The 23,576-nt window shown below is 64.4% G+C and carries 21 protein-coding genes; 12 read left to right on the forward strand and 9 right to left on the reverse strand.

Features of this window, described 5'->3' with window-relative positions; all coding sequences use genetic code 11:
• Positions 1-33: 33 nt before the first annotated feature.
• Positions 34-1,143, reverse strand: coding sequence for a PEP-CTERM sorting domain-containing protein (locus CLU94_RS28275; protein WP_180278543.1), 1,110 nt, complete (start codon positions 1,141-1,143; stop codon positions 34-36).
• A 190-nt stretch (positions 1,144-1,333) separates the two neighbouring features.
• On the opposite strand from CLU94_RS28275, the gene CLU94_RS00475 reads away from it, so the two are divergent.
• From CLU94_RS00475 to CLU94_RS00495, 5 genes are read left to right on the forward strand one after another with little or no spacing between them, the layout of a single operon-like run.
• Complete coding sequence (locus CLU94_RS00475) at positions 1,334-2,260, forward strand: STM4015 family protein (protein ID WP_099664157.1); 927 nt, start codon at positions 1,334-1,336, stop codon at positions 2,258-2,260.
• A 15-nt stretch (positions 2,261-2,275) separates the two neighbouring features.
• Positions 2,276-3,373: an STM4014 family protein gene (locus CLU94_RS00480; RefSeq protein ID WP_099664158.1), complete on the forward strand. Its 1,098-nt coding sequence runs from the start codon at positions 2,276-2,278 to the stop codon at positions 3,371-3,373.
• The gene (locus CLU94_RS00485) at positions 3,366-4,226 is read left to right on the forward strand and encodes an STM4013/SEN3800 family hydrolase (protein WP_099664159.1); all 861 of its coding nucleotides are present in this window, start codon (positions 3,366-3,368) and stop codon (positions 4,224-4,226) included. Before CLU94_RS00480 ends, CLU94_RS00485 begins: the two co-directional genes overlap by 8 nt.
• Complete coding sequence (locus CLU94_RS00490) at positions 4,223-5,602, forward strand: STM4012 family radical SAM protein (protein ID WP_218965263.1); 1,380 nt, start codon at positions 4,223-4,225, stop codon at positions 5,600-5,602. The genes CLU94_RS00485 and CLU94_RS00490 overlap by 4 nt, the downstream gene beginning before the upstream one ends.
• Complete coding sequence (locus CLU94_RS00495) at positions 5,596-6,474, forward strand: STM4011 family radical SAM protein (RefSeq protein WP_099664160.1); 879 nt, start codon at positions 5,596-5,598, stop codon at positions 6,472-6,474. The genes CLU94_RS00490 and CLU94_RS00495 overlap by 7 nt, the downstream gene beginning before the upstream one ends.
• A 49-nt stretch (positions 6,475-6,523) precedes the next feature.
• Here CLU94_RS00495 and CLU94_RS00500 read toward each other — a convergent pair whose 3' ends face one another.
• Positions 6,524-8,722 carry a prolyl oligopeptidase family serine peptidase gene (locus tag CLU94_RS00500; protein WP_099664161.1) on the reverse strand — a complete coding sequence of 733 codons (2,199 nt, stop codon included), beginning with the start codon at positions 8,720-8,722 and terminating at the stop codon, positions 6,524-6,526.
• 418 nt (positions 8,723-9,140) lie between these two features.
• Here CLU94_RS00500 and CLU94_RS00505 point away from each other — a divergent pair, with 418 nt between their 5' ends.
• Positions 9,141-10,928, forward strand: coding sequence for a GGDEF domain-containing protein (locus tag CLU94_RS00505; RefSeq protein ID WP_099664162.1), 1,788 nt, complete (start codon positions 9,141-9,143; stop codon positions 10,926-10,928).
• Positions 10,929-10,972: 44 nt separating this feature from the next.
• On the opposite strand, the gene CLU94_RS00510 is transcribed toward CLU94_RS00505, so the two are convergent.
• The 5 genes from CLU94_RS00510 to CLU94_RS00530 all read right to left on the reverse strand — a co-directional run bounded on the left by CLU94_RS00510 (position 10,973) and on the right by CLU94_RS00530 (position 15,537).
• On the reverse strand, positions 10,973-11,401 hold the full coding sequence (locus tag CLU94_RS00510) for a DUF6386 family protein (RefSeq protein ID WP_099664163.1): 429 nt from the start codon (positions 11,399-11,401) through the stop codon (positions 10,973-10,975).
• Entirely contained in the window at positions 11,398-11,874 is a 477-nt protein-coding gene (locus tag CLU94_RS00515; RefSeq protein ID WP_099664164.1) for a DUF4262 domain-containing protein, read from the reverse strand. The genes CLU94_RS00510 and CLU94_RS00515 overlap by 4 nt, the downstream gene beginning before the upstream one ends.
• A 90-nt stretch (positions 11,875-11,964) precedes the next feature.
• The gene (locus CLU94_RS00520) at positions 11,965-13,362 is read right to left on the reverse strand and encodes a tetratricopeptide repeat protein (RefSeq protein ID WP_099668101.1); all 1,398 of its coding nucleotides are present in this window, start codon (positions 13,360-13,362) and stop codon (positions 11,965-11,967) included.
• Positions 13,363-13,537: 175 nt separating this feature from the next.
• Positions 13,538-14,167, reverse strand: a complete 630-nt coding sequence (locus tag CLU94_RS00525; RefSeq protein WP_171985014.1) for a 3'-5' exonuclease — start codon at positions 14,165-14,167, stop codon at positions 13,538-13,540.
• A gap of 119 nt (positions 14,168-14,286) precedes the next feature.
• Positions 14,287-15,537 carry an Hsp70 family protein gene (locus CLU94_RS00530; protein WP_034781446.1) on the reverse strand — a complete coding sequence of 417 codons (1,251 nt, stop codon included), beginning with the start codon at positions 15,535-15,537 and terminating at the stop codon, positions 14,287-14,289.
• A gap of 179 nt (positions 15,538-15,716) precedes the next feature.
• On the opposite strand from CLU94_RS00530, the gene CLU94_RS27880 reads away from it, so the two are divergent.
• Both CLU94_RS27880 and CLU94_RS00540 read left to right on the forward strand, forming a co-directional pair.
• The gene (locus CLU94_RS27880; protein WP_143451316.1) at positions 15,717-17,819 is read left to right on the forward strand and encodes an Ig-like domain-containing protein; all 2,103 of its coding nucleotides are present in this window, start codon (positions 15,717-15,719) and stop codon (positions 17,817-17,819) included.
• 239 nt (positions 17,820-18,058) lie between these two features.
• Complete coding sequence (locus tag CLU94_RS00540) at positions 18,059-19,096, forward strand: LacI family DNA-binding transcriptional regulator (RefSeq protein WP_257218619.1); 1,038 nt, start codon at positions 18,059-18,061, stop codon at positions 19,094-19,096.
• Positions 19,097-19,274: 178 nt separating this feature from the next.
• Here CLU94_RS00540 and CLU94_RS00545 read toward each other — a convergent pair whose 3' ends face one another.
• Positions 19,275-19,694, reverse strand: coding sequence for a YidB family protein (locus CLU94_RS00545; RefSeq protein ID WP_257218620.1), 420 nt, complete (start codon positions 19,692-19,694; stop codon positions 19,275-19,277).
• 260 nt (positions 19,695-19,954) lie between these two features.
• Here CLU94_RS00545 and CLU94_RS00550 point away from each other — a divergent pair, with 260 nt between their 5' ends.
• The 3 genes from CLU94_RS00550 (at position 19,955) to CLU94_RS00560 (ending at position 21,546) form a co-directional block, all read left to right on the forward strand.
• A complete protein-coding gene (locus CLU94_RS00550; RefSeq protein WP_034751103.1) occupies positions 19,955-20,167 on the forward strand; it encodes a hypothetical protein in 213 nt (70 codons plus the stop codon).
• A gap of 109 nt (positions 20,168-20,276) precedes the next feature.
• Entirely contained in the window at positions 20,277-20,984 is a 708-nt protein-coding gene (locus CLU94_RS00555) for a hypothetical protein (protein ID WP_099664166.1), read from the forward strand.
• An 88-nt stretch (positions 20,985-21,072) separates the two neighbouring features.
• Entirely contained in the window at positions 21,073-21,546 is a 474-nt protein-coding gene (locus CLU94_RS00560) for a DUF6328 family protein (protein WP_099664167.1), read from the forward strand.
• On the opposite strand, the gene CLU94_RS00565 is transcribed toward CLU94_RS00560, so the two are convergent.
• Entirely contained in the window at positions 21,543-22,445 is a 903-nt protein-coding gene (locus CLU94_RS00565) for a LysR family transcriptional regulator (protein WP_099664168.1), read from the reverse strand. The genes CLU94_RS00560 and CLU94_RS00565 overlap by 4 nt on opposite strands.
• 102 nt (positions 22,446-22,547) lie before the next feature.
• On the opposite strand from CLU94_RS00565, the gene CLU94_RS00570 reads away from it, so the two are divergent.
• On the forward strand, positions 22,548-23,564 hold the full coding sequence (locus tag CLU94_RS00570; protein WP_099664169.1) for an aldo/keto reductase: 1,017 nt from the start codon (positions 22,548-22,550) through the stop codon (positions 23,562-23,564).
• Positions 23,565-23,576 lie beyond the last annotated feature (12 nt).

A 23,576-nucleotide genomic window follows, 5' to 3' on the forward strand; every position in this document is an offset into this window, starting at 1 on the left:
TGGCCACCAGCAACGCGGCGTACGGCTCCGGCGTCAGACCTGGCGCTGCCGGCGCTTCCTGCTGACAAAGCCGAGCAATGCCAGGCCACCCAGCAACATGCCATAGGTTTCAGGCTCCGGCACGGCGCTGAGCGGGTCGAGGCGGATCACTTCACAAAAGCGGTCGTTGCAGCGGCTGGCGGCGATCTGGCCAGCCTCGTTGATGCCATTGACTTGCAGATTACGCCAGCCTTCCATACCATCGACCAGGTCGGCCAGCATATAGGTGTTGCCATTCATATTGATAATGGATTCCGCACCTGAAAGGCTGATGCCCACCACGTTCCCTTTGCCATCGATCCCGAGCGCTTCCGACATGGAGTTGATCCCGCTCCAGCTGCCGTCCACCATCTTGAAGGCGCGGTAGGGAACCGGCCAGGGGGCATTGGGGAAGTACTGGTTGAACACGATTTCCCCTGCATTGTTAATCCCTCGCATCTTCACCTCGGCGTCTCTGATCGTGGGCGTGATGTCTCTCATCACACCATTCTCATAGAGATAACCGTGCTGCTTGCCGCCGGCCGTCAAGGAGTTGCCGACGATGACCCCATGATCATTGATTGCTGAAACACCACTCCAGGCGCCGCCCAGCGTACCGAGGGGAGTAATGCCCGATGCGGAATCGTACAGATAGGCGTTGGTGCTGCTGGCCTTGGTCTGGCTGTCGACCACGGTGGCGCCAAACGCGACTTTCCCCGACGCATTAACTTGACCGCCCCACGACACCTGGCCGGGAATATCCAGCGACGTCAGAGTGTTGCCCGACTGCAGTTGCATGTGCAAGGTGCCATCGGCGGCGGTGGAGCGCAGCAGCAAGTCTCCTGCAATATTGCCGCCACGCAGCATATTCGTTGCCTGAGCCGCAGGCACGGCCGTCACTGCCGAGCCTGAGGTGCCGTACCACATGTCCACGCCATTCAGCTGAACATAGCCATACAGTTCGCCCAGCGCCGTGATGCCGCCCCACTGCAAACGGCCAGTCGAGGGGAGCGCAAATGTTGTCGAAGAGAAAATCGGTGCAGGTGCAGGCAGGATTTGTGCAAACGCCGTCGTTGTCGCAGCGCTCAACAGCAAGAAACACAGGGTTTTATGTATCGGTTTCATTGTCAATTTTCCAATAAAATTAACAAGATAATCGATAATATAAAAAAGGTAAACCTTTTTGACAACTTTGATGCAAGATAAGCATTGATGGCTCCCCTTGCAGCGGCCAGCAGTGTGCAATAAGCCCTTATGCCCATGCTAAGATTTCGGACTAGACAAGATTTCCACTGCCCTTCATGGAGCCTTACCGATGACGATTTCCGACAGCACCACCACCTTCCACAACAAGAAAGTCGTCCAGTACGACCCTGACCTGCCCTTCGACGCCTCGCCCGACATCGTCTACCGCCTGTCGCTCGAATACGACGACAAGCGCAAGATGGACGAGCTGATCTCCGGCTTTCTCGCCAAGGCGGACCAGAACGCGCTCGCAGCGCTGATCATCGGCATGTGGGGCGATCCGTACGAATCGGGCGCCGACGAAGTGATCGCCGCGCTGATCGCCCACGCGCCGCAACTGCCCAATGTGCGCGCCCTCTTCATCGGCGACATGACGTACGAGGAATGCGAAATCTCGTGGATCGTGCAAGGCAGCTACAAGCCCCTGCTGGACGCCTTCCCGCAGCTGGAAGAATTGCGCATCCGCGGCGGCAATGAGCTCGTCATCGAACCGTTCGCGCACCAGCACCTGCGCCGCTTCACCATCGAAACGGGCGGCCTCGATCAAAAGATCGCCGAAGCGCTGGCGCAATCGAGCATGCCGCAGCTGGAACACCTGGAACTGTGGCTGGGCACCGAGGAATACGGCTTCTCGGGCGACGTCGACCTGTACCGCAAGGTGCTGGCGCAGCTGACCGTGCCGACCCTACGCTACCTGGGCTTGCGCGACGCGGAAATCGCCGATGACCTGGCCGTGTGGCTGGCGGAAGAGCCGCTGGTGGCGCAGCTCGACACGCTCGACCTGTCGCTGGGCACCATCGGCGACCTGGGCGCCGTGGCCGTGCTCAATCACACGCAGCTGGGCAAGCTGAAACGCCTGGACCTGTCGCACCACTACATTTCCGAGGAAAACCAGGCCAAGCTGAAGGCGCTGCCCTTCGAAGTGGTGCTGGACGACCCGCAGGAAGCGGACGAAGACGACGGCGAAAGCTACCGCTACGTGGCCGTGGGCGAATAAGCGGAGTCTTTTCCTTTGGCTACACCCCTCACCCTGCTGGCCAGCGCCGGCAGCAAGCGCGTGCGCCTGATGCAGGCGGCGCGCGCGCAACTGCGCCTGCCGCCCGCGCAGGTGCTGGAATGGCGCGACTGGCTGGCGCGGCCGGCGCTGCTGGCAGACGCCTTGCGCCAGCCCGGCCTGTTGAAGATCGAGCCGCCCGGCGACGATCCTTCTGCCCATTTTCTCTTGCTGCAGGCGGGCTGGCGGCGGCTGGACCGCGCCCCCGTGCGTGCGCCCGAACATGGCGAGCTGCTGGCCATGGATGCGTGGTTTGCGGGCTTTGCCAGCGCCATGCAAGACCTGGCGGGGCAACTGGCGGCCTTGCCGCACATACGCGTCTTCAATGCGCCGGCCGAGATTGTCCGCATGACGGACAAGCTGGCCTGCCAGCGCCACCTGGCCGCGCACGGCGTCGCCATTCCCGCCCTGCTCGGCCCCGTGCATGGCTACGAGCACCTGCAAGCGCTGCTGCGCCAGCATGACCTCGACCGCGTGTACCTGAAGCCGCGCTACGGCTCGTCCGCGTCCGGCGTCGTCGCCTACCGCCGTAACAAGGCGGGACGCCAGCAAGCCACCACCTCGGCCGCCCTGCAGCATGGGGATGGCGCGGCGCGCCTGTTCAATGTCAAGCGCATGGCGCGCTATGACACGCGGCACGACATCGCCGCCCTCGTCGACGCGCTGGCCGCCCAGGAACTGTATGCAGAAACGTGGCTGAACAAGCCGCGCTGCGGCGACAGCCACTACGACCTGCGCGTCGTGACCCTGGCGGGCCAGCCCGCGCACCGGGTGGCGCGCATCGGACAGCACATGATGACCAATCTGCACCTCGACAACCGGCGCGGCGAGGCATCCGGCCTCTTGAACGCAGCCGACCTGGAGGCGCTGGAAGCGGCTGCCGCCCAGGCCGCGCGCGCCTTCCCCGCCAGCCACGTGACGGGCTACGACCTCGTCGTGCGCCAGGGCCAGGCCCACGTGCTGGAAGCGAACGCCTTCGGCGACCTGCTGCCCGGCCTGCTGTGGCAAGGCGCGGACACCTATGCGGCGCAACTGACGCAACTGACACATGCTTAAAGATACACCGGACACACCGGACACACCGGCCATCCCCGACATGCACGCCGTCGTCGGCAGCCACGATATCGTCTTCCTCACGCTCGACACCCTGCGCTTTGACGTGGCGCAAGCCCTGTACGAGGCGGGTGAATTGCCCGTGCTGGGACGTTTTTTACCGCCGGGCGGCTGGGAACGGCGCCACTCGCCCGCCACGTTCACCTATGCCGCGCACCAGGCCTTCTTCGCGGGCTTTTTGCCCACGCCAGCCGCGCCGGGCCGCCATCCGCGCCTGTTCGCCAGCGCGTTTGCGGGCAGCGAAACGACGTCAAAGCACACGTTCGCCTTCGCGGAAGCCGACCTTCCCGCCGCGCTGGCCGCGCGCGGCTACCGCACCATCTGCATCGGCGGCGTGGGCTTCTTCAACAGGCAAACGGCGCTGGGCACGGTGCTGCCGTCGCTGTTCCAGGAAAGCCACTGGAGCGCGGGCATGGGCGTGGCCAGCCGCCATTCGACGCAAAAGCAGGTGGCGCTGGCCCTAGCCCGCCTGGCGGACGGCGATCAGCGCACTTTTTTGTTCATCAACGTGGCCGCCCTGCACACGCCGAACCGCGCCTACCTGCCCGGCTGCCGCGCCGACTGCCTGGACAGCCATGCGGCGGCGCTGCGCTATGTGGATGGCGCGCTGGCGCCCCTGTTTGCCGCCTGCGCCGCGCGCGCGCCCACGTTCGCCATCGTCTGCTCGGATCACGGCAGCGCCTATGGCGAAGATGGCTACCGCGGCCACCGCATCGCCCATGACAGCGTGTGGAACGTGCCGTATGCGCACTTCTTCATCGCCCCCGATACACCTCCCAAGGAGTCCCCACCGTGAACCCAGCCGAACAACCTGGCACCCTGGCGCAACGCATGCGCCACACGCCCTACCAGGCGTATTCGTACTCGTATCCGCACAAGGCGGCCTACCGCGCCTTGCCGCAGGCGGCGCCGCTGGCGCCCCTGTGGGCGCGGCAAGACCGCTCCGCCCTGTTCGCGTACATCCATATTCCGTTTTGCGAGATGCGCTGCGGCTTTTGCAACCTGTTCGCCATGGCCCGCCCCAGCGCCGACATGGTCGAACGCTACGTGCAGCAAGTGCTGGTGCAGATGCGCGCACTGGCCGGCGCGCTGGGCGAACGGCGCTTCGCCCGCTTCGCGCTGGGCGGCGGCACGCCCACCTATCTGTCGCCGGCGCAGCTGGACACCTTGCTGTGCGGCGCGCGCGACATCCTCGGCATCGATTTGCAAGCCACGCCGGCCGGCATCGAAGCGTCGCCCGAAACCATCACGGCCGAGCGCCTGGCCGTCTGCCGCGCGCACGGCATCGACCGCGTCAGCCTGGGCATCCAGAGCTTTGCCGCCGGCGAGATGCGCGCGCTGGCGCGTCCCCAGCAAAACGCCACCGTCCATCACGCCATCGGCCTGATACGCGCGGCCGGCTTTCCCACCCTGAACCTGGACCTGATCTACGGCATCGCGGGGCAAACCGTCGCCAGCCTGCTGGCGTCCATCGACAGCGCGCTGGCCTTCCGGCCCGAGGAAATCTATCTGTATCCGCTGTACGTGCGCGAGCAGACGGGCCTTGGCAAGATCGCGCGGCGCAAAGGCGCCGATACGCTGAACCCCATCATGCTGGCGCAGGACGGCGACAGCCGGCTGGCACTGTACGCGGCCGCGCGCGACCATTTGCGCGCGCAAGGCTATGAACAGGTATCGATGCGCATGTTCCGCGCTCCCCATGCGCCGGAACAAAACGGTCCCTCGTACTGCTGCCAGAATGACGGCATGGTAGGCCTGGGCGCGGGCGCGCGCTCCTACACGGCCAGCCTGCATTATTCGAGCGAGTACGCGGTAGCACGGACAGAGACCATCGGCATCATCGACAACTACCTGGCGCTGGACGAAGTAAGCTTCGCGCAGGCGGAACACGGCTACGTGCTGGGCGAGGAAGAACAGCGCCGGCGCTACGTGATCCAGTCGCTGCTGACGGAACCGGGCCTGGACCGCGACGCCTACACGGCGCGCTTCGGCACGCGCTGCGAGATGGATCTGCCGCAGCTGGCCGAACTGCACGCGCTGGAGCTGGTGCAGGAGGATGGTCCGCTGCTGCGCCTCAATGACCGCGGCTACAGCTATGCCGACACCATCGGCCCGTGGCTGGCCTCCGAGACGGTGCGCGCGCTGATGGCGCAAGAGGGCCAGGCGTGCTGACAACGCCGCCCGGCACTCTGTCCCTGCTGTACCGGGGCACGCTGGCGAGCTGCAATTACGCCTGCGGCTACTGCCCGTTTGCCAAGAAGCGCGACAGCCGCGCCGCGCTGGCCCGCGATGCGCGCGAAGTGGCGCGTTTTACGGATTGGATTGCGGGGCAAACGCGCCCCATCGGCGTGCTGTTCACCCCCTGGGGCGAAGCGCTGGTGCGGCGCCACTACCGCACGGCCATGCAAACCCTGGCCGCACTGCCGCACGTGCGCCAGGTGGCGCTGCAAACGAATCTGTCCGGCCCCCTGAACTGGCTGCAGGGGATGGATGGACTGGAAAAGATCGGCCTGTGGTGCACCTACCACCCGGACCAGACGACGCTGGCCCGCTTTCTCGAACGCTGCGCGCGCCTGGACGCCATGGGCGTGCGCTATTCCGTCGGCGTCGTGGCGATGAACGAGCACCTGGACGCCATCCGCGCCCTGCGCGCGGCCCTGCCCGCGCATGTCTACCTGTGGCTGAACGCCTATGACCGGCGTGGTCCCGGCTACTACGCGGTGGAAGACCTGGCCTGGCTGGACGCCGTCGACCCGTGGTTCGCGCAAAACCGGCGCCCTTCGCCCTCGCGCGGCAAGCCATGTCTGGCGGGCGAGGCGTCGCTGTCCGTCGATGGCGACGGCGAGCTGGCGCGCTGCCATTTCGTGCCCGAGCGCCTGGGCAACCTGTACACGGACGACCTGGCGGACATGCTGCAAGAGAAATCCTGCCCCCGCTTCAAGTGCGATTGCTATATCGGCTATGCGCAGCGCAAGGATTTGCCGTTCCAGTCCACGTTTGGCAACGGCGTGCTGGCGCGCATCGCGCCTTTGCACCGGACGTAAAAAAGCGCGGGCCAACGGCACCCGCGCTTTTTACCTGAACACTACCCGATTACTGCGCCGCCACTTTCGCCGGTTCCGGCGCCGCGACTGGCGTCATCTTCAGCGAACGGCTGAGGAAGCCCCAGCGGTCGGCCACTTCTTCGATCTGCTTGGTCGTCGGCTTGCCGGCGCCATGGCCGGCCTTGCTGTCGATGCGGATCAGCACGGGCGCCGCGCCGCCTTGCGCTGCCTGGGCAGCGGCGGCGAACTTGAAGCTGTGGGCAGGCACGACGCGGTCGTCGTGGTCCGCCGTCGTGATCATGGTGGCTGGATAGCAGCCGCCCGCCTTCAGATTGTGCAGCGGCGAGTATTTCACCAGCGCCTTGAACTGCTCGGCATCGTCCGACGAACCGTAGTCAGGCACCCAGCCCCAGCCCACGGTGAACTTGTGGAAGCGCAACATGTCGAGCACGCCCACCTGCGGAATCGCCGCGGCGAACAGGTCGGGACGCTGCGTCATGGCCGCGCCCACCAGCAGGCCGCCATTGCTGCCGCCGCCGATGGCCAGCTTCGATGGCGAAGTGACCTTGTTGTCCACCAGCCATTGCGCCGCGCCAATAAAGTCGTCGAACACGTTTTGCTTGTTCAGCTTGGTGCCAGCCTGGTGCCAGGCTTCGCCGTATTCGCCGCCGCCGCGCAGGTTGGCCATCACGTAGACGCCGCCCATTTCCACCCAGGCAAGATTTGCCACGGAGAAGCTCGGTGTCAGCGAAATATTGAAGCCGCCATAGCCGTACAGATAAGTCGGGTTGGAACCGTCGAGCTTCATGCCTTTTTTCGAGACGATGAACATCGGCACCTTGGTACCGTCGCGGCTGGTGAAGAATTGCTGGCGCGTTTCAAAGGCGTTCGGGTCGAAATCGACCTTCGGCTGGCGGTACACGCTGCTCTTGCCCGATTTCATGTCGTAGCGGTAGATGGTCGCCGGCGTCGTGAAACTGGTAAACGAGTAGAACGTTTCCGTGTCGCCACGCTTGCCGGCAAAGCCGCCGGCCGAACCGATGCCCGGCAAGGCCACTTCGCGCACCAGCTTGCCGTTCAGGTCGACGATCTTGATTTGCGTTTGCGCATCTTTCAAGTAATCGAGCACCAACTGGTTGTTGATCAGGTTGACGGCAACGAGGGTTTCCGCGCTTTGCGGCACGATTTCCTTCCAGTCGGCAGGCGCAGGCTTGCGCGTGTCGATGGCGATCACGCGCGATTTCGGCGCCTTGTTATCCGTCTTGAAGAAGAACACGGGGCCGTCATTGTCGATGAACGAGTACGACGCATCGAATGCTTCCAGCAAGCCCACCACCTTGGCGTTCTTTTGGCGCAAGTCCTTGTAGAAAATGCGGTTCTTGCGTTCCGTGCCTTGCGTGGCCGTGATGATCAGGTAATTGCCGTCGTCGCTGACGGTGCTGCCGCCAAACGCCCATTCCTTCTGGTCGGGACGGTCGAAGACGAGCACGTCGTCGCTTTGCGGCGTGCCGATCTTATGGAAATACAATTTCTGGAAGTAATTGATATCGGCCAGCTTGGTCGCTTCATTCGGCGCGTCATAGCGGCTGTAGAAGAAACCGGTGTTGTCCTTGGTCCACGAAGCGCCGGAGAACTTGGCCCACTTGATGTGGTCCGTCAAATCCTTGCCCGATTCGATGTCGCGCACCTTCCACTCGTTCCAGTCGGAACCGGACGCAGACGTGGCATACGCCAGGTACTTGCCGTTCGGGCTGATCGAAGTGCCGGCCAGCGCCACCGTGCCATCCGTGGACAGGGTGTTCGGGTCCAGCAGCAGGCGCGGCTCGTCCGTCAGTTTTTTCACCGTGTACAGCACGGCCTGGTTCTGCAAGCCGTCATTGCGGCTGTAGAAGTAACGGCCGCCCTGCTTCGTTGGCGTAGAGAAACGCTCATAATTCCACAGCTTGGTCAGGCGCTGCTTGATCGCGGCGCGCTCCGGGATGGTGCCCAGGTACGATTGCGTCAGCTTGTTTTGCGCCGCAACCCACTCGCCTGTCTCGGCGCTGTTGGCGTCTTCCAGCCAGCGGTACGGGTCGGCGATAGTGGTGCCGAAATAGCTGTCTTGCTGGTCGACTTTCTTGCTGACCGGATACGTCACGGGTGCGCCATCGCCGGCCGGGCACGATGGCATCGCGGCGCTTTGCGCCAGGGCATTGCCACCGAAGGCGGCCATCAAGCTGAATATGAGGGTTGCACTACGTAATTGCATGGGTTGTTGTCTCATTGTTGGATGTCGAGGAAAGCAGGCCGCCTGCATGCGCGGCGGCTGCCCATGTTGACTTTCGCCAAGAGAAATCATAGCGCGGATTGCCACTTTTAAAGCACAGTTATCCGGTGGATTTACCGTCTTTTGTTTGGGGAATTTACGTGAATGACCATGATAAATCTCGCTTTCGCCGGAATCGGCAAACTGACATTCATGCAAGAAACATTATCAAAAACAAAGTCGTTTCATCAAGCCGTCATAAATCTTCTTTACTATCGGCAACATGTTCATGGCCCGTCCAGAGGCCGTGCCGCCACATCCGCCTATGCACACTCTCGCCCTCCCCCCCGCCACCGCCACCGCCGCGCCGCCCGGCGCGGTGCCATCGAATGTGGCTTACCTGAAGCCGCCATCGGTATCCATGAGCATCGAAGGGACGGATGCCTTGCACGAGATCATTGCGGGCCGCAAGCTCAGCGCGCTGTTCCAGCCCATCATCCACATGCACAGCGGCGACATCATCGGTTACGAAGGCTTGATACGGGGGCCGTCCGACAGCCCATTGCACGCGCCGATGAATCTGTTCAAGGTGGCGCGCGCGCATGACCTGACCCTGGAAGTGGAACACCTGTGCCGGCAAGTGGTGCTCGAACGCTTCGCCGAACTGCAGCTGCCGGGCAAGCTGTTTCTCAATGTCAGCCCCGAATGCCTGTTGCTGCGCAATGCCCGCCATGGCGAGACCCTGGAATACATCGAGCACATCGGCATCAATCCGGACCGCGTCATCATCGAGCTGACGGAAAACCAGCCCACGTATGACTACGAGCTGATGCGCGAAGCGGTGCTGCATTACCGCAATATGGGTTTCCAGATCGCCATCGACGACCTGGGCGAGGGATTTTCCAGCCTGCGCCTGTGGTCGGAACTGCGCCCGGAATACGTGAAAATCGACATGCATTTCATCCAGGGCATCAATAACGACCCCGTGAAACTGCAGTTCGTGCGCTCGATCCAGGAAATCGCGGAGAAATCGGGCACCCTGGTGATCGCCGAAGGCATCGAGGCGCAAACGGAATTGCTCGTCTTGCGCGACCTGGGCGTGGCGTTCGGACAAGGCTATCACCTGGGCCGGCCCAACGCGGTGCCGGCGCGCGCCCTGCCGGCCGAAGTGGTGCAGGCGCTGGGACGCAACGGCGTGGCCGTGTATCCGCAGCGCAGCAGCCTGGAAAAGAACGGCGCCAGCATCCGCAAGCTGCTGCACCGCGTGGCGGCCGTTTCGCCCGAGAAAAACAATAACGAGGTGTACGATATTTTCCTGAAAGACCCGAAGCTGATGATCATTCCCGTCGTCGACGACGGCGTGCCGCTGGGCCTGATCAGCCGCTTCGAGATGATCGACCACTTCGCCCGTCCCTACCAGCGCGAACTGTATGGCAAGAAATCGTGCAGCCTGTTCATGGATGCCACGCCGCTGATCGCCGACCACGAGACGAGCTTGCAGGAACTCAGCTACACCATGGTGCAATCGAGCGCCCACCATCTGTTCAACGGTTTCATCATTACCGAACACGGCCACTACCTGGGCATGGGCACGGGACACGACCTGATGCGCGAAATCACGCAGATGCAGATCAACGCGGCCCGCTATGCCAACCCGCTGACGCAGCTGCCCGGCAACGTGCCCATCAACGAGCATATCGACCGCCTGCTGCACAGTGGCAGCCGCTTCTGGGTCTGCTATTGCGACCTCGACCACTTCAAGCCCTTCAACGACGTGTACGGCTACCGCAAGGGCGACGACGTGATCCAGCTGACGGGAGAAATCCTCAGCAGCCATTGCGACCCGAACCGCGACTTCATCGGCCACATCGGCGGCGACGATTTCATGATCCTGTTCCAGAGCGAAGACTGGGAAGCGCGCTGCCAGGCCATGCTGGACGACTTCGCGGCCGCCATCCTCGCCTATTACAGCACCAGCGATTGCGAACGGGGCGGCTACATCAGCGAAGACCGGCAAGGAAAGAAAGTATTTTATTCCCTGATCAGCCTATCCCTGGGCGTCATCAAGGTCGAGGCGCACCAGTATTACACGCACCACCAGATTGCCACGCAGGCGGCGGAAGCGAAGAAGCAGGCGAAGAAAATCCACGGCAACAGCCTGTTCCTGGACCGGCGGCAAGGCGCGGGCGCGGCGCGCCTGGATGCGTAGCCAGGGGCACTAGTCAAAGCTGGACGGCGGCAGGCCAGGCGCGCTCAAATACGCACGAGGTCGCCAAACGCATTGCTGCTGCGGGCATCGGGCACGAATGCCAGGCTGATGCGTGCCTCATCGCGGCGCGCCAGTAGACGGTAACTGCCCGCGGGCACGTCGACGAACAGGCCGCCATATGCCGTGTCCGGTTCCAGGCCGCCGCCGGTGACGTCTTCCCCTGCGCCGATGAAGACGCGGCCGGAAACCACGGCCAGATGCACGATAGCCTGCGGCTCGGCAAGTTCGGCGTGCAAGGCGATGTCATACGCGCCGTCGCCGCCCACGTTGAAAAACGCCACCTGGCCGCCATTCACGGCCGCCAGTTCCGCGCCGGGAATACTCCACCAGTCGCAGTCATCTTCCAGCTTGTGGCGCAAGAGGGCCGGGTCGAACACGCACAGGGTGGCCGTGCCGGTCACGATTCTCGTCATGCCGCCAGCGGCGCCGGTCCCAGCAGAGGCTGGCTTTCCACGTACTGCGCACTGGCTTGCGCCTGCCATGGAAAATGGCCATCGCGCGACGGCCAGACGATCTGGTACACGGTAAACTCGTCACCCTGGTAATACCAGCGCGCATAGCCGACATAGTTGCGGTATTGCTCGACGGGCACGCGCACGAAGGCGCACTGATGGCCCTTCAGCAAGACGTCCGTGGTGGCCGTGAAATCCGTGATGGCGCCGCTGCGCGCGGCGTCCAGCGCCACGTCGAGTATCTGGTGGGCCACGGCCCGCGGCAAGCCCATGATGAGGAATTCAGGCTGGCCAAAGCTGTGGCAAGCGCCTATCGTGAAGGCGTAGCCGGGGCCCTCTTCATCCGCACCGATATGCACGCCATGCCAGCCATGCGTGGCGATGTCGTCGATGACTTTTTGCTCGGATGCATCCTCGCCTGCCTGCCTTACCATGTTCCGCCTTTCGCTGTGCCAAAAACCACGCCGCCTTCGCGACATTCCTGCCGGCAATTATCGCATGCAGCCAGCGTCCGCGCCCACGCTTCAGTCGCGCGATGGCCGTGGCGACCGTGGCGGGGAACGCACCTGGTGCCATTGCCGCATGCGCTGCTGCGCCTCTTGCAGCTGTGCCGGCTCCAGCCTGGCGACAGCCGCTTCCCGCGCCCTGGCCGCCCCGCTATCGCCGCCCTCGGCCGCCAGCGCCAGCCACATATAGCCGCAAACGGGATCCTTCTCCACGCCGCGCCCGCTGTTGTACATGCCGCCCAGGTTGTACTGCGCCAGCGCATGGCCCTGGCCGGCCGCGCGCGCATACCATTGCACGGCCAGGCCATCGTCTTGCGGCACGCCGTGGCCGCTCGCATACATGACGCCCAGGTTGTTTTGCGCGCTGGCATCGCCCTGCTCGGCCGCCGTGCGGTACCAGCGCACGGCGCACACCTCGTCGCGCTCCACGCCCTGGCCATTCGCATACATCACGCCCAGGTTGAACTGCGCATTCGACGCGCCCTGGGCCGCCGCCCTGGCATACCAGTCCAGCGCCTGGCGCAGGTCGCGCGCGACGCCCCGCCCGCCTGCAAACATGCCGCCCAGATTGTATTGCGCCATGCAATGACCTTGCAGGGCGGCACGCCGGTACCAGACGACGGCGCGCGCCTCGTCCTTGTCCACGCCCTGCCCCCGCGCCAGCATCAGGCCCAGGTTGAACTGGGCGTCGGCGTCATCCTGCTCGGCCGCCCGCTGCAGCCAGGCGTAGGCGCGCAGCTGGTCGGGCGCCACGCCCAGGCCTTCCGCATACGCCACGCCAAGTTGCCGCTGCGCCACGGCCAGGCCCTGGGCGGCGGCCTGGCGGAACCAGGCCAGCGCCTGCGTATCGCTTTGCGCCACGCCCTGGCCCCGCTTGTAGACGAGCCCCAGGTTCAGCTGTGCCTGCGCATCGCCCTGCAAGGCGGCCTTGCGGAACCAGGCCAGGGCCAGCGCATCGTTCTTTTTCGCGCCCAGGCCTTGCGCATAGGCTTCGCCCAGCAAGGATTGCGCACTGGCCACGCCCTGTTCGGAGGCGCGGTAAAACCACGCCAGGGCCAGTTCGTCGCTCTGCAGCACGCCCCGTCCCTTGCGGTACATCTGTCCCAGGTTTTGCTGGGCCGACGCATCGCCCTGCGCAGCCGCGCGGCGAAACCACAGCACGGCGTCCTCGTCGCTCTGCGCCACGCCGCGGCCGTGGTAATACAGGGCGCCCAGGTGGTTTTGCGCGAACGCCAGCCCTTGCAACGCGGCCAGCCGTAGCCAGACAAAGGCGCGCGCATCGTCCTGCGCCACGCCTTCGCCCTTCTTGTACATCAAGCCCAGGTTGAACTGGGCGTAGGCATTGCCCTGCTCGGCAGCCGTGCGGAACCAGATATACGCCTCGTGGCTATCTCTGGCAGTATGGTGCTTGTCCATGTGCGCCCCCATCCACATTGCGCTTGCTGGCAGCACGCGCAAAACGGCGGCCCAGGGCGGCGAAATCATGTGTTGCTTAAATTTTAAATTCGATGCAGGGGAAGGACTTGAGCAGGCTCAAACGAAATAACAAAATTATATCGTTTTGATGAGCCCGCTTAGGCAGGCATGGCGGTCAGCGGCGTGATGGGTGTTTTTGCAGGAATTGCGGCACCTTGGCGGCGGCCAGCTTGTTCAGCGACACGAGCAAGTCCGCGTCGACGTCGGCGATGCCATAGCTGCTGCGCAAATGGCGGCCGATATGGATCAGCACCTGCGCCGCCACTTCCGCATCGGACTCGGCCCTGTGAGCGGCGCTCTTGAAGGCGATGCCCAACTGGCTGGACAGCAAGCCCAGCTTGTAGCTGGCCATGCCGGGAAACACGCGGCGCGACAGTTTCAATGAACACACGAGCGACTGGTGCGCCGGTGTCAGGTTCAGCCTGGCGCTTTCCGCGCGCAGGAATTTTTCATCGAAGCTGGCATTGTGCGCCGACAAGGCATCGCTGCCGATGAAGTCGAGCAACTGCGGCACCACCTCGGCCACGGGCGGCGCCTTGTCCACCATCGCTTGCGTGATGCCCGTCAAGCCCGTGATGAACGAGGGGATGCGCGCATTGCAGTTGATCAGGGTCACATAGCGGTCCGTGATCTGCCCGCCCTCGATGCGCAGCGCCGCCACTTCCGTGATGCGGTCGCCCATGTCGGGAGATAAACCGGTCGTCTCGAAGTCGATCATGACGATCGGTTTGTCAAACACATTCATGGGGCGTTCTTTCGTGGGTGCAACAGTGGGGGTATCGATAAAATGCGCAGGGCAAGGCGCCGTGTCGCAGACAGTACACCAGTACGGCAAGACGCGGCAACGCCGCCATGCACATTTTATCAACCAAATTTACGCACGGCGTCCAGCGCGAGTCCCGCACCGATACTGCCGAACAGATCACCCTCGACCTTGCGCGCGGCCGGCACCAGGGCGGCGATCTTTTCGCGCAGCAAGCGCACGCCGCTCGAACCGCCCGTGAAGAACACGGTGTCGACGGCTTCCGGCGCCACGCCCGCGTCGCGCAGCAGACGCAGCACGGTTTCTTCCACGGAACCGCACAGGTGGCCGATGGCCTCGTCGAACTGCGTGCGTTTGAGCAACAGACTCTGCGCGGGCGACAGGCGGTCCAGTTCCAGCTGCACTTCGGCTGCGTCGGACAGGGCAATCTTGCCCTCTTCCACTTTCATGGCCAGCCAGTGGCCGGCGCGCTCGTCGATCAGCTTTTGCAAACGGCCCATCTTGTCTTGCTCACGTGCATCGCGGCACACGTCGGCCAGCTGCACCCAGATCTTCTTCGTGTACGCCAGGTTGATCGTGTGCCAGGTCGCCAGGTTGAAATAATAGCTGGACGGCACTTCGCTATTGTTATGCAGGCGGCTGCCGTAGCCCAGCAAGGGCATGACGGAAGACAGGCTCAGGTATTTATCGAAATCCGTGCCGCCGATGTGCACGCCGCCGGTGGCGAGGATGTCGTCGCGCCGCTCGGTTTTCTTCGCCCGTTCCGGCGACAGGCGCACCAGCGAAAAGTCGGACGTACCGCCGCCGATGTCGGCGATCAGTACCAGTTCTTCCTTGTCGATTTGCGACTCGTAGTCGAACGCGGCGGCAATCGGCTCGAACTGGAAGGCGACGTCCTTGAAACCGACGGAGCGGGCCACTTCGGCCAGGGTATCCTGCGCCAGTTGGTCGGCTTGCGCATTGTCGTCGATAAAGAAGACTGGACGGCCGAACACGGCGGACGAGAATTCGCGGCCGGCGGACTGCTCGGCGCGGCGTTTCACTTCGCCAATGAATTGCGCCAGCAACATGCGAAATGGCAAGGCGCGGCCACCCACTTCCGTCTGGCCATCGATGAGGCTCGTGCCCAGCAAGCTTTTCAGCGAGCGCATCAAGCGCCCCTCGTAACCGGCCAGATAGCCGGCCAGCGCCGCGCGGCCAAAACTGACTTCCTCGTCTTCCGCATTGAAGAAGACGACGGACGGTAAGGTCGTCTTGCCATCTTCCAGGCCGAGCATGGTGCTCTGCCCGGGACGTGCCCAGCCTACCGTGGAATTTGACGTGCCGAAATCGACGCCGCAAGCATTGGCCATGTCGACCCTTCCCTGAATAAAGGGGCGTTATGTTATCAGAAGGCAGGCTATTGCACCAGCAAAACCCATTCGACGGGGTCAACAGCATAAACTTGCTTTGCATCAAGTAGCGGCCGCGCGCAAAAGCTACTCTTGGGAAATGAATGCCGAGCAACTCGGCCAGCTCCCGGAGACCCATCGTGCCCCTCGCCCGCCTGCGCCACCCGCGCCGCCTGCCCGCTGCTTTGCTGCCTGCTACCGTGCTGGCGGCCTTCCTCGTTTCCCTGGCCGGCTGCGGCGGCGGTTCCGCCGATACCCAGGCCGGCGCCGGCTGCTCGCTGCACAGCACGGCAGGCTGCGGCGGCAGCCCGCCGCCCACCGTGCCGCCCGTGAAGCCGCCGGTCACCCCGCCCGTGACGCCCCCCGTGATTCCTCCCGTCACGCCGCCCGAGCCGGCCAGCCTGGCCAGCGCCGTCAACCTGGTGTTTTCCAGCACGGAACTGGCCTCGGCGGGATTGGCCGGCAGCGAAGTGGCCGTCACGGCCCTCGTCAAGGATGGCGCAAACCTCGCCTTGCCAAACGCAAAGATTTCCTTTGCCGCCGATTCCGGCATCCTCGGCAGCGTCGACGCCGTGACGGACAAGAACGGCCAGGCGCGCGCCCTGCTGGGGACCGGCGGCGCCAACAGCAACCGCAGCATCACCGTGACGGCGACTGTCGGCGCGCGCAGCGGCAAGGGCACGGTGGCCGTGACGGGCAGCAGCGTGGAAGTGCTGGGGCCGGCCGCCCTGATGCTGGGCCAGGGCGCCGACCTCACCGTCACCGTGCGCGACTCGGCGCGCAAACCCGTGGCCGGCGCCGCCATCGCCTACAGCACGGGCACGGGCAACGGCGTGCGCGTCAAGGATGGGGGCGCGGCGCTCAGCAATGCGCAAGGCCAGTTGGTGCTGCGCCTGACCGCAGGCAGCCTGGGCAAGGATGCCGTGTCCGTCGGCGCGCTGGGCGCCGCCGCCACGCAAGCGTATGCCGTGGCCGGCAGCGACCTGCGCCTGAGTCCGGCCGTGGGCCAGGACGCCAGCGGCGCGGACGTGCTGCCGGAAGTGGCGACCCTGGCGTGCCAGCCCATCGACGCGCGCTATGACAAGGCGGGCGTGCCGCAAGCGGGCAGCGCCACCCTGTCGACCTCGCGCGGCAGCCTGTTCAGCGACAGCGCCTGCAGCCAGGCCTTGCCTGCCAGCTTGATTTTCAGCAATGGCAACTTGCCGCGCAGCTACGTGCAATCGGCCAACGCGGGCGTGGCCACCATCACGGCCGCCGTGGCGGGCGGACCCACGGCGCAGACGCGGCTGGAATTCGTCGCGCCCCTGAGCGGCGCCAGCAAGCTGGCCGTACAAGCGGACCCGGCAGTGCTGCGCGCGAATACGACCACTTCGGCGGCATCGGCCGACAACGTCAGCACAAGTATCAGCACCATCAGCGCCGTGGTGCGCGATGGCGCGGCCAACAACCTGGTCAAGAACGCGCCCGTGCTGTTTTCCATCTTGAGCGACCCCAGCGGCGGCTACCTGCGGCAGGCTGGCCGGGTGCTGACGGGCAGCGACGGCCTGGCGCGCGCCGTGTATGTGGCGGGGCCGGCCGACAGCGGCCGCGACGGCGTGCTGATCCAGGCCCGCATCGAAGGCGCGCCGCAAGCGGCGGCCACGGCCCTCGTGCGCCTGACGGTGGCGCGGCAAGCGCTGTCGATCAAGCTGGGCACGGGCAGCCTGCTGCGCGAATATTCACCCAGCGTGCTGCAGAAGGACTTTGCCGTGTTCGTGTCCGACAGCGCCGGCAATGCCGTGCAGGGCGTCGCCATCACGGCCGCCGCCTGGCCCAGCCGCTATGCCAAGGGATCTTACGTGTGGCAGGCGGACAAGCCCGAGTTCCCCGATACCGGCGTCTGGCGCCTGGCCCTGCCCCTCTACAGCTGCGCCAATGAAGATGTCTTGCGCAACGGCATCTTTGACGCCGCCTACGACCGCAACGGCAATGGCGTGCTCGATCCGGGCATCCCCCTGACCGTCAGCGCCAGCGGCCTGAGCGACGCGCTGGGCATGGCCACCGTCACCGTCAGCTATCCGCGCAACTATGGTTCCTGGGTGCACGTGGCCCTGACCGTGCGCGGCACCGTCAGCGGCACGGAAGCGAGCGCCACGGCGGAATGGCCATTACCCACGCTGGCCAGCGATTTCAGCGCGCGCCGCGTGGACCCGCCAGGGCGCCTCAGCCCCTATGGCAGCGGGCCCTGCGACAGCGCCGATTGAGGAGCAAGCATACCACTTGCCATTCAGTCATATTTTTTGCAACATGAACAAGAAAACAGTCTTGCCATGCGGCAATCTTTTACGCTATGCTCATTCTGCCCGCCCAGGCCGCCACAAGCGGCCGGGCCTGCAGGAATACTTTGAGACAGGTTGCTTGCCAGACCAATATGCGAAAAAAGAATACTGTAGCCCGGACACCCAGCACCGCCAGCCGCGCCATACCCGGCGCCGGACGGCGCGTGACCTCGTATGACGTGGCCTTGCTGGCCGGCGTGTCGCAATCGGCCGTGTCGCGCTGCTTCAAGCCGGGCGCCAGCATCTCGCAAGCCACCCACGCCAAGGTCATGCAGGCGGCCATCAGCCTCGACTACATCCCCAACGCGGCCGCGCGCAGCCTGATCACGCGCCGCTCGAACCTGGTGGCCGTCATCATTTCCAACCTGGCCAACCTGTACTATCCGCAAGTATTGTCCGACCTGAGCCAGCACATCGCCCGCCAGGGCAAGCGCCTGTTATTGTTTACCCTGGAGCGCGAAGCGGACATCGGCAAGGCCCTCAGCGATGTCTGGCAATACCAGGTCGACGGCGCCGTCGTGGCCGCCTGCCTGTCGGACGAGCAGATGGCCGAATTCGGCCGGCGCGACGTGCCCCTGGTGCTGTTCAACCGCAGCCCGCGCGAACACGCCGTGCATGCCGTGCTGTGCGACCAGGGCGAAGCGGCGCGCCTGCTCGTCTCGCGCCTGGCCGAAGCGGGCCACCGCCAGTTCGCCATCATCGACGGCCCCGGCGATTCGGCCGTCGCGCAGGAACGCAAGGCCGGCATGCTGGACCGGCTGCTGACCCTGGGCTTGCCCGCGCCCATCGTCGTCAGCGGCAACTACGACTACGCCAGCGGCGGACGGGGCTTGCGCAAGGTCATCGACCGCCTGGGCCGCGTGCCGGACGCCGTCATCTGCGGCAACGACATCATGGCCATCGGCTGCCTGGACACGGCGCGCCACCAGATGGGCATCCAGGTGCCGCTGCAAATGTCGGTGGCCGGCTTCGACGCGCTGGAAGCGTCCGGCTGGCTCAGCTACGACATCACCACCCTGCGCCAGCCCGTGCAAAAGATGGCCGCCGATGCCGTCGCCATGCTGGGCGAGCTGATGGAACGGCGCGGCGGCAGCGCCGAGCGGAGACGGTATTGCTCGTATCTGGTGGAAGGGAGTACGGCCAGACTGACCAGCGAACCGGCGTATATGGCGCAGCGCCTGGGAATAATGGCCGCCGCCTGAAAAACGCCCGTGGCGTTGTTGCCGGGGTTACTCTTGTCCTTCGCCGTACTCGCGTACTGTCTTCGGGGCGGCGCCTAGCCACAGGCGTTTTTCCGACGTTAACTCTGATCCCCCAGAAACCTTGCACATAAAAAAACCTCGCATCGCTGCGAGGTTTTTCACTTGCAAGATCAGGGAATCAACCGAAAATCTTGCCCTTGAGCATATTCAAGCCCTGGCTGACGAGGTCGTTGCCTTCCGGCACCTGACCGTCCGGGGTCAGCTTGTCGATCAGCTGGGGCAGCAAGGCGGCCAGGCCGCCCGAGGCCGCGTCCGGGGCGACGCCCGCTTTTTCAGCGATCTGGGTGATCGTGTCGCTGCCCAGCGCATCCTTGATCTGTTCGCCGGAGATGGGTGCATTGGCGCCCGTGCCGATCCAGCTGGCCACCTGGTCGCCCAGGCCGCTTTCCTGGAATTTCTGCAGCAGGCCGGGCAAGCCGCCATGCTGGTTGACCAGGTCCATCACGCTGGCCATCAATCCCGATGGGGCTTCCCCGTCAGCACTTTTATTGCCCAAAGCGCTCATCGCCTGTCCTGCAAGTTGATCTAGCAAACTCATCGTATTCTCCTGAACGCTATCGATTGGTGCCGCGTGACCGCGGTGTCCGGCATGGCGCAGACCATTCTCCGCCATGGAAATCATTATACTATGAATAATAACAGTGACATAATTACAATCTCAAGGCGAACGCACAGACGGCCTCACTGTCGAGGCGCCCACCTCCATCATATTTAGTTCGGCACAACTTGCAAGCGTAAATTGACGGTTCTCAAAAACGTGTAGAATTAATTTTCCCACTTACTGAGGAGTATCAACACATGAACATCAATAAAGCGGTAGACAAGGCTTACGAAAAAAAGACGTTCAAGGAAATCGCTGATGCACCCGTCGATGCGCTGCAAGGCGTGAGCGAGAAGGATGCGGAGCTGCTCAAGCAGGCATTCAATATCAAGACCGTGCGCGACCTGGCAAACCTGAAATACTCGAAGTGGGCGCGCGCCATCGTCACCCTGGCCGATACGGAAGAATAGACCGGGCCATGCCTCAGGCATCCCCGTCAGCACAGCCCGCCCCAACCGGCGGGTTTTTTGCTTCCGGCCAGCGAGCGGCTGGCAAGCCGATAGCCGCGCGGAAACGCCATTGGCCACGCCGCTGACCCTGCCCGGCATCTGCTGGCCCCTGCACGCGAGCACGGGCCGTCTTGCCGTCACCACGTCCCACATCACGGGCCACTTTCGCGCCGGCGCGGGACTGGACGCCATCATCGTGTGCGATTTGCTGCCCGCTGGAAAATTTCGCAATGGCGCGGCGCGCCACTGGTGCCGCACGCACCAGTGCTACTGGGGCACGCAAGCCGACCTGGCCGCCTGCCCGTCCGCGCAACCCATGCAGTGCCGCCAGCACGCCAGCCCCATGGGCTATGTGCTGTATCCGGAATTGTTCGACCCCACGCAATTCCACGCCAGCACCCTGCGCCTGGGCAATGATGGCCTGCTGCAACTGCGCGCCCGGGCCAATGACGGCGGCGCCCTGCTGGCGCGCGACGCGGCCGCGCTGGCCATCGACTGCCGCGCCCTGCCCGGCCTGTTTCCTCCCGACATAGTGCAACTGAATATCACGCCGCCCGCCGCGCAGGCGTTCGCCGCCGCCTTGCAGGCTGGCGCGCCGCTAGGCTGCAGCGACTGCGCCCGCTGCGGCCACCCGCACCTGGACCTGGGCGACTTCGCGCTGGCGCCGCACCGGCGCCACAGTTGCGGCCATTGCGGCCACGACGCCTCGCACAGCGCCACGGCCATCGTCTCGACGCCCTTGTGGCGGCTGCGCCAACGCTACCCGCACTGGTTCTGACGCAATGCTTCCGAAGGTGCGCCCGCCCACAGTCGGCCTGGCCGCCTGTGCGTAGACTGGCCCCATCGCCACCAACAGGAATAGCGCCATGCCGCACACCCCGCCACATGACGACAATAATCAAGCAGGCGAAGAAGGCGACTTGTCCGACCTGCTCAGCGAATTGCGCATCCTCTTGCCGGGCGCGCAGATGCTGACGGCCTTCCTCATCATCCTGCCCTTCAACGGCGGCTTCGCAAAGATCGTGCAGGCGGAAAAAATCGTCTTCCTGCTGACGTTTTTCCTGTCCATGACCAGCCTGGTGCTGCTCAGCGCGCCAGCCATCCAGCACCGCGTGATGCGCCCCCTGCAAGACCGCGAGCGTTTCAAGCGCGTGGCCGACCGCATCATGATGTGCGGCGCCTTTTCCCTGGCGCTGGCGTTCATCCTCGGCACCAATCTGGTGATGTCGGAAGTGTTCGGCCACGTCGCAGGCATCGTCGCCTGCGTGCTGATGGGCACGCTCATCGTCTGCATGTGGTGGTGGCTGCCCTTGCACTTGAAGCACGGCAAAAAGATTTAAGCGGCCACGCCCGCCTGCTGCAGCAAGGTTTCCCGGAAAATCCCCACCAGCGGGCGCAAATTGACCTTGTGCCAGGCCAACCACAAGGGCGTGCGGTAGCTGAACCACGGCAATTCCCTCACGACGACGCCGGCCGGCGCGTGCTGGCGCAGGCTGTGCTGGATCATGGCCATGCCCAGTCCGGCCGCCACCAGGCCCAGCGCCGTCAGCGGTTCCGTTGCTTCCATGCGGATGTCCGGCGTAAAACCGGCGCGCGCGCAGGCGGCGATGAAGTTATCGTGTTTCAGCACGCTTTCCTTGTGCAGCACGGCGATCCACTCCTGGCCCGCCAGGTCGTCCGGGGTCAGCTGGGCCTTGGCCGCCAGCGGATGCGTCGCGGGCAAGGCCAGCAGCATGGGGTCGCTCAGCACTTGCGCGCAATCGAGGTCGGGGTCGTTCGCCAGCGGCGGCTCGCACAGCAGCGCGATATCGAGGCTGCGCTGGCGCAAGCCCTCGATCTGCTCGGCCGAATGCAGGTTGTACAGGGCCACGTGCACTTGCGGCCGCGTGGCGCGCAAGGCGCGCAGCCCCTCCGGCAAGACGCCCGCATGCATGGCGTTTTCGATGTAGCCTATGCACAGGCCACCCTCGTCGCCGCGCCCCAGGCGTTTCGCCAGCGCTTCCAGCCGGTTCCCGTGGGTAATGAACGCGCGCGCTTCGGCCAGGAAGGTATGGCCGTCGCGCGTCAGGCGGATGCGCTGGGCGCTGCGCTCGAACAGGGTCAGGCCCAGCCGGTCTTCGAGCTGGGCGATTTGCCGGCTCAGCGGCGACTGGGAAATATGCAGGCGCTCGGCGGCCCGTCCCACGTGTTCTTCCTCGGCGACGGCGATGAAGTATTGCAATTGGCGTATGTCCAGCATATCAGACCTTTAAGGACTCAAGTTGCGCCAATTATGTCTTGGACAGGCTTAACTTGTCCAGCTATTCTGTCTGCACTGACTCACTCATTGAAGGAAAACACCATGACAATCAAACACTTACTGACAGGCAAACTGGGTTTCGGCACGGCGCCGCTGGGCAATATGTTCCGTAACATTCCGGAACAGGAAGCGCTGGCGACCGTCGACGCGGCCTGGGAATCGGGCATCCGCTACTTCGACACGGCCCCGTTCTACGGCGCCGGCCTGGCCGAGCTGCGCCTGGGCGCCGCCCTGAAGCAGCGCCGCCGCGACGATTACGTGCTCAGCACCAAGGTCGGCCGGCTGATCCTCGACGAACTGGAAGACCCCGCCGCCCGCGAACTGGGCGAAAAAGGGGGATTGTTCGAATTTGGCCGCAAGAACAAGATCGTCGATGACTACTCGGCCGACGCCACCCTGCGTTCGATCGAAGACAGTTTGAAACGTCTGGATACGGACCGCCTCGATATCGTCTGGGTGCACGACATCGCCCAGGATTTCCACGGCGACAACTGGCTGGCGCAATTCGAGATTGCCCGCACGGGCGCCTTCCACGTGCTGACCCGCCTGCGCGAAGAAGGCGTCATCAAGGCCTGGGGCGTGGGCGTAAACAAGGTGGAACCGCTGGAACTGACCCTGGACCTGGCCGAAGCCCAGCCGGACGCCTTCTTGCTGGCCGGCCGCTACACCCTGCTCGACCATGAACGTGCGCTGCAGCGCCTGATGCCGGCCGCGGCAAAACAGAACGTCGACATCGTCGTGGGCGGCCCCTACAGTTCAGGCATCCTGGCCGGCGGCGCGCACTTCGAATACCAGAAGGCTTCGCCCGGAATCATTGCCAAGGTAGAACGCATCAAGGCGATTGCCGCGCGCCACGGCGTCAGCGTCAAGGCTGCCGCCCTGCAATTTTCCTTGGCCAATCCGGCCGTGGCTGCCGTGATCCCCGGCGCCAGCCGTCCGGAACGCCTGGCCGAAGACCAGCAAGCGTTACACGCCGTCATCCCCGCCGCCTTCTGGCACGACATGCGCGCCGAGCAACTGGTGTCGCCATTCGCCCCGCTGCCAACCGGCGCCAACTAATAGATAAGGAAA

It is taken from the genome of Janthinobacterium sp. 13 (assembly GCF_002749695.1).
Lineage (GTDB): Bacteria > Pseudomonadota > Gammaproteobacteria > Burkholderiales > Burkholderiaceae_D > Janthinobacterium > Janthinobacterium kumbetense.

Excerpts from the sequence above, each read along its gene's own strand:
- CLU94_RS00475 (WP_099664157.1), top strand. The coding sequence starts at position 1,334 with ATGACGATTTCCGACAGCACCACCACCTTCCACAACAAGAAAGTCGTC.
- CLU94_RS00570 (WP_099664169.1), top strand. The coding sequence starts at position 22,548 with ATGACAATCAAACACTTACTGACAGGCAAACTGGGTTTCGGCACGGCG.
- CLU94_RS00560 (WP_099664167.1), top strand. The coding sequence starts at position 21,073 with ATGCCGCACACCCCGCCACATGACGACAATAATCAAGCAGGCGAAGAA.
- CLU94_RS00525 (WP_171985014.1), bottom strand. The coding sequence starts at position 14,167 with ATGAATGTGTTTGACAAACCGATCGTCATGATCGACTTCGAGACGACC.
- CLU94_RS00545 (WP_257218620.1), bottom strand. The coding sequence starts at position 19,694 with ATGAGTTTGCTAGATCAACTTGCAGGACAGGCGATGAGCGCTTTGGGC.
- CLU94_RS00515 (WP_099664164.1), bottom strand. The coding sequence starts at position 11,874 with ATGGTAAGGCAGGCAGGCGAGGATGCATCCGAGCAAAAAGTCATCGAC.
- CLU94_RS00565 (WP_099664168.1), bottom strand. The coding sequence starts at position 22,445 with ATGCTGGACATACGCCAATTGCAATACTTCATCGCCGTCGCCGAGGAA.
- CLU94_RS28275 (WP_180278543.1), bottom strand. The coding sequence starts at position 1,143 with ATGAAACCGATACATAAAACCCTGTGTTTCTTGCTGTTGAGCGCTGCG.
- CLU94_RS00530 (WP_034781446.1), bottom strand. The coding sequence starts at position 15,537 with ATGGCCAATGCTTGCGGCGTCGATTTCGGCACGTCAAATTCCACGGTA.
- CLU94_RS00510 (WP_099664163.1), bottom strand. The coding sequence starts at position 11,401 with ATGACGAGAATCGTGACCGGCACGGCCACCCTGTGCGTGTTCGACCCG.
- CLU94_RS00520 (WP_099668101.1), bottom strand. The coding sequence starts at position 13,362 with ATGGACAAGCACCATACTGCCAGAGATAGCCACGAGGCGTATATCTGG.
- CLU94_RS00485 (WP_099664159.1), top strand. The coding sequence starts at position 3,366 with ATGCTTAAAGATACACCGGACACACCGGACACACCGGCCATCCCCGAC.
- CLU94_RS00500 (WP_099664161.1), bottom strand. The coding sequence starts at position 8,722 with ATGCAATTACGTAGTGCAACCCTCATATTCAGCTTGATGGCCGCCTTC.
- CLU94_RS00505 (WP_099664162.1), top strand. The coding sequence starts at position 9,141 with ATGAGCATCGAAGGGACGGATGCCTTGCACGAGATCATTGCGGGCCGC.
- CLU94_RS00550 (WP_034751103.1), top strand. The coding sequence starts at position 19,955 with ATGAACATCAATAAAGCGGTAGACAAGGCTTACGAAAAAAAGACGTTC.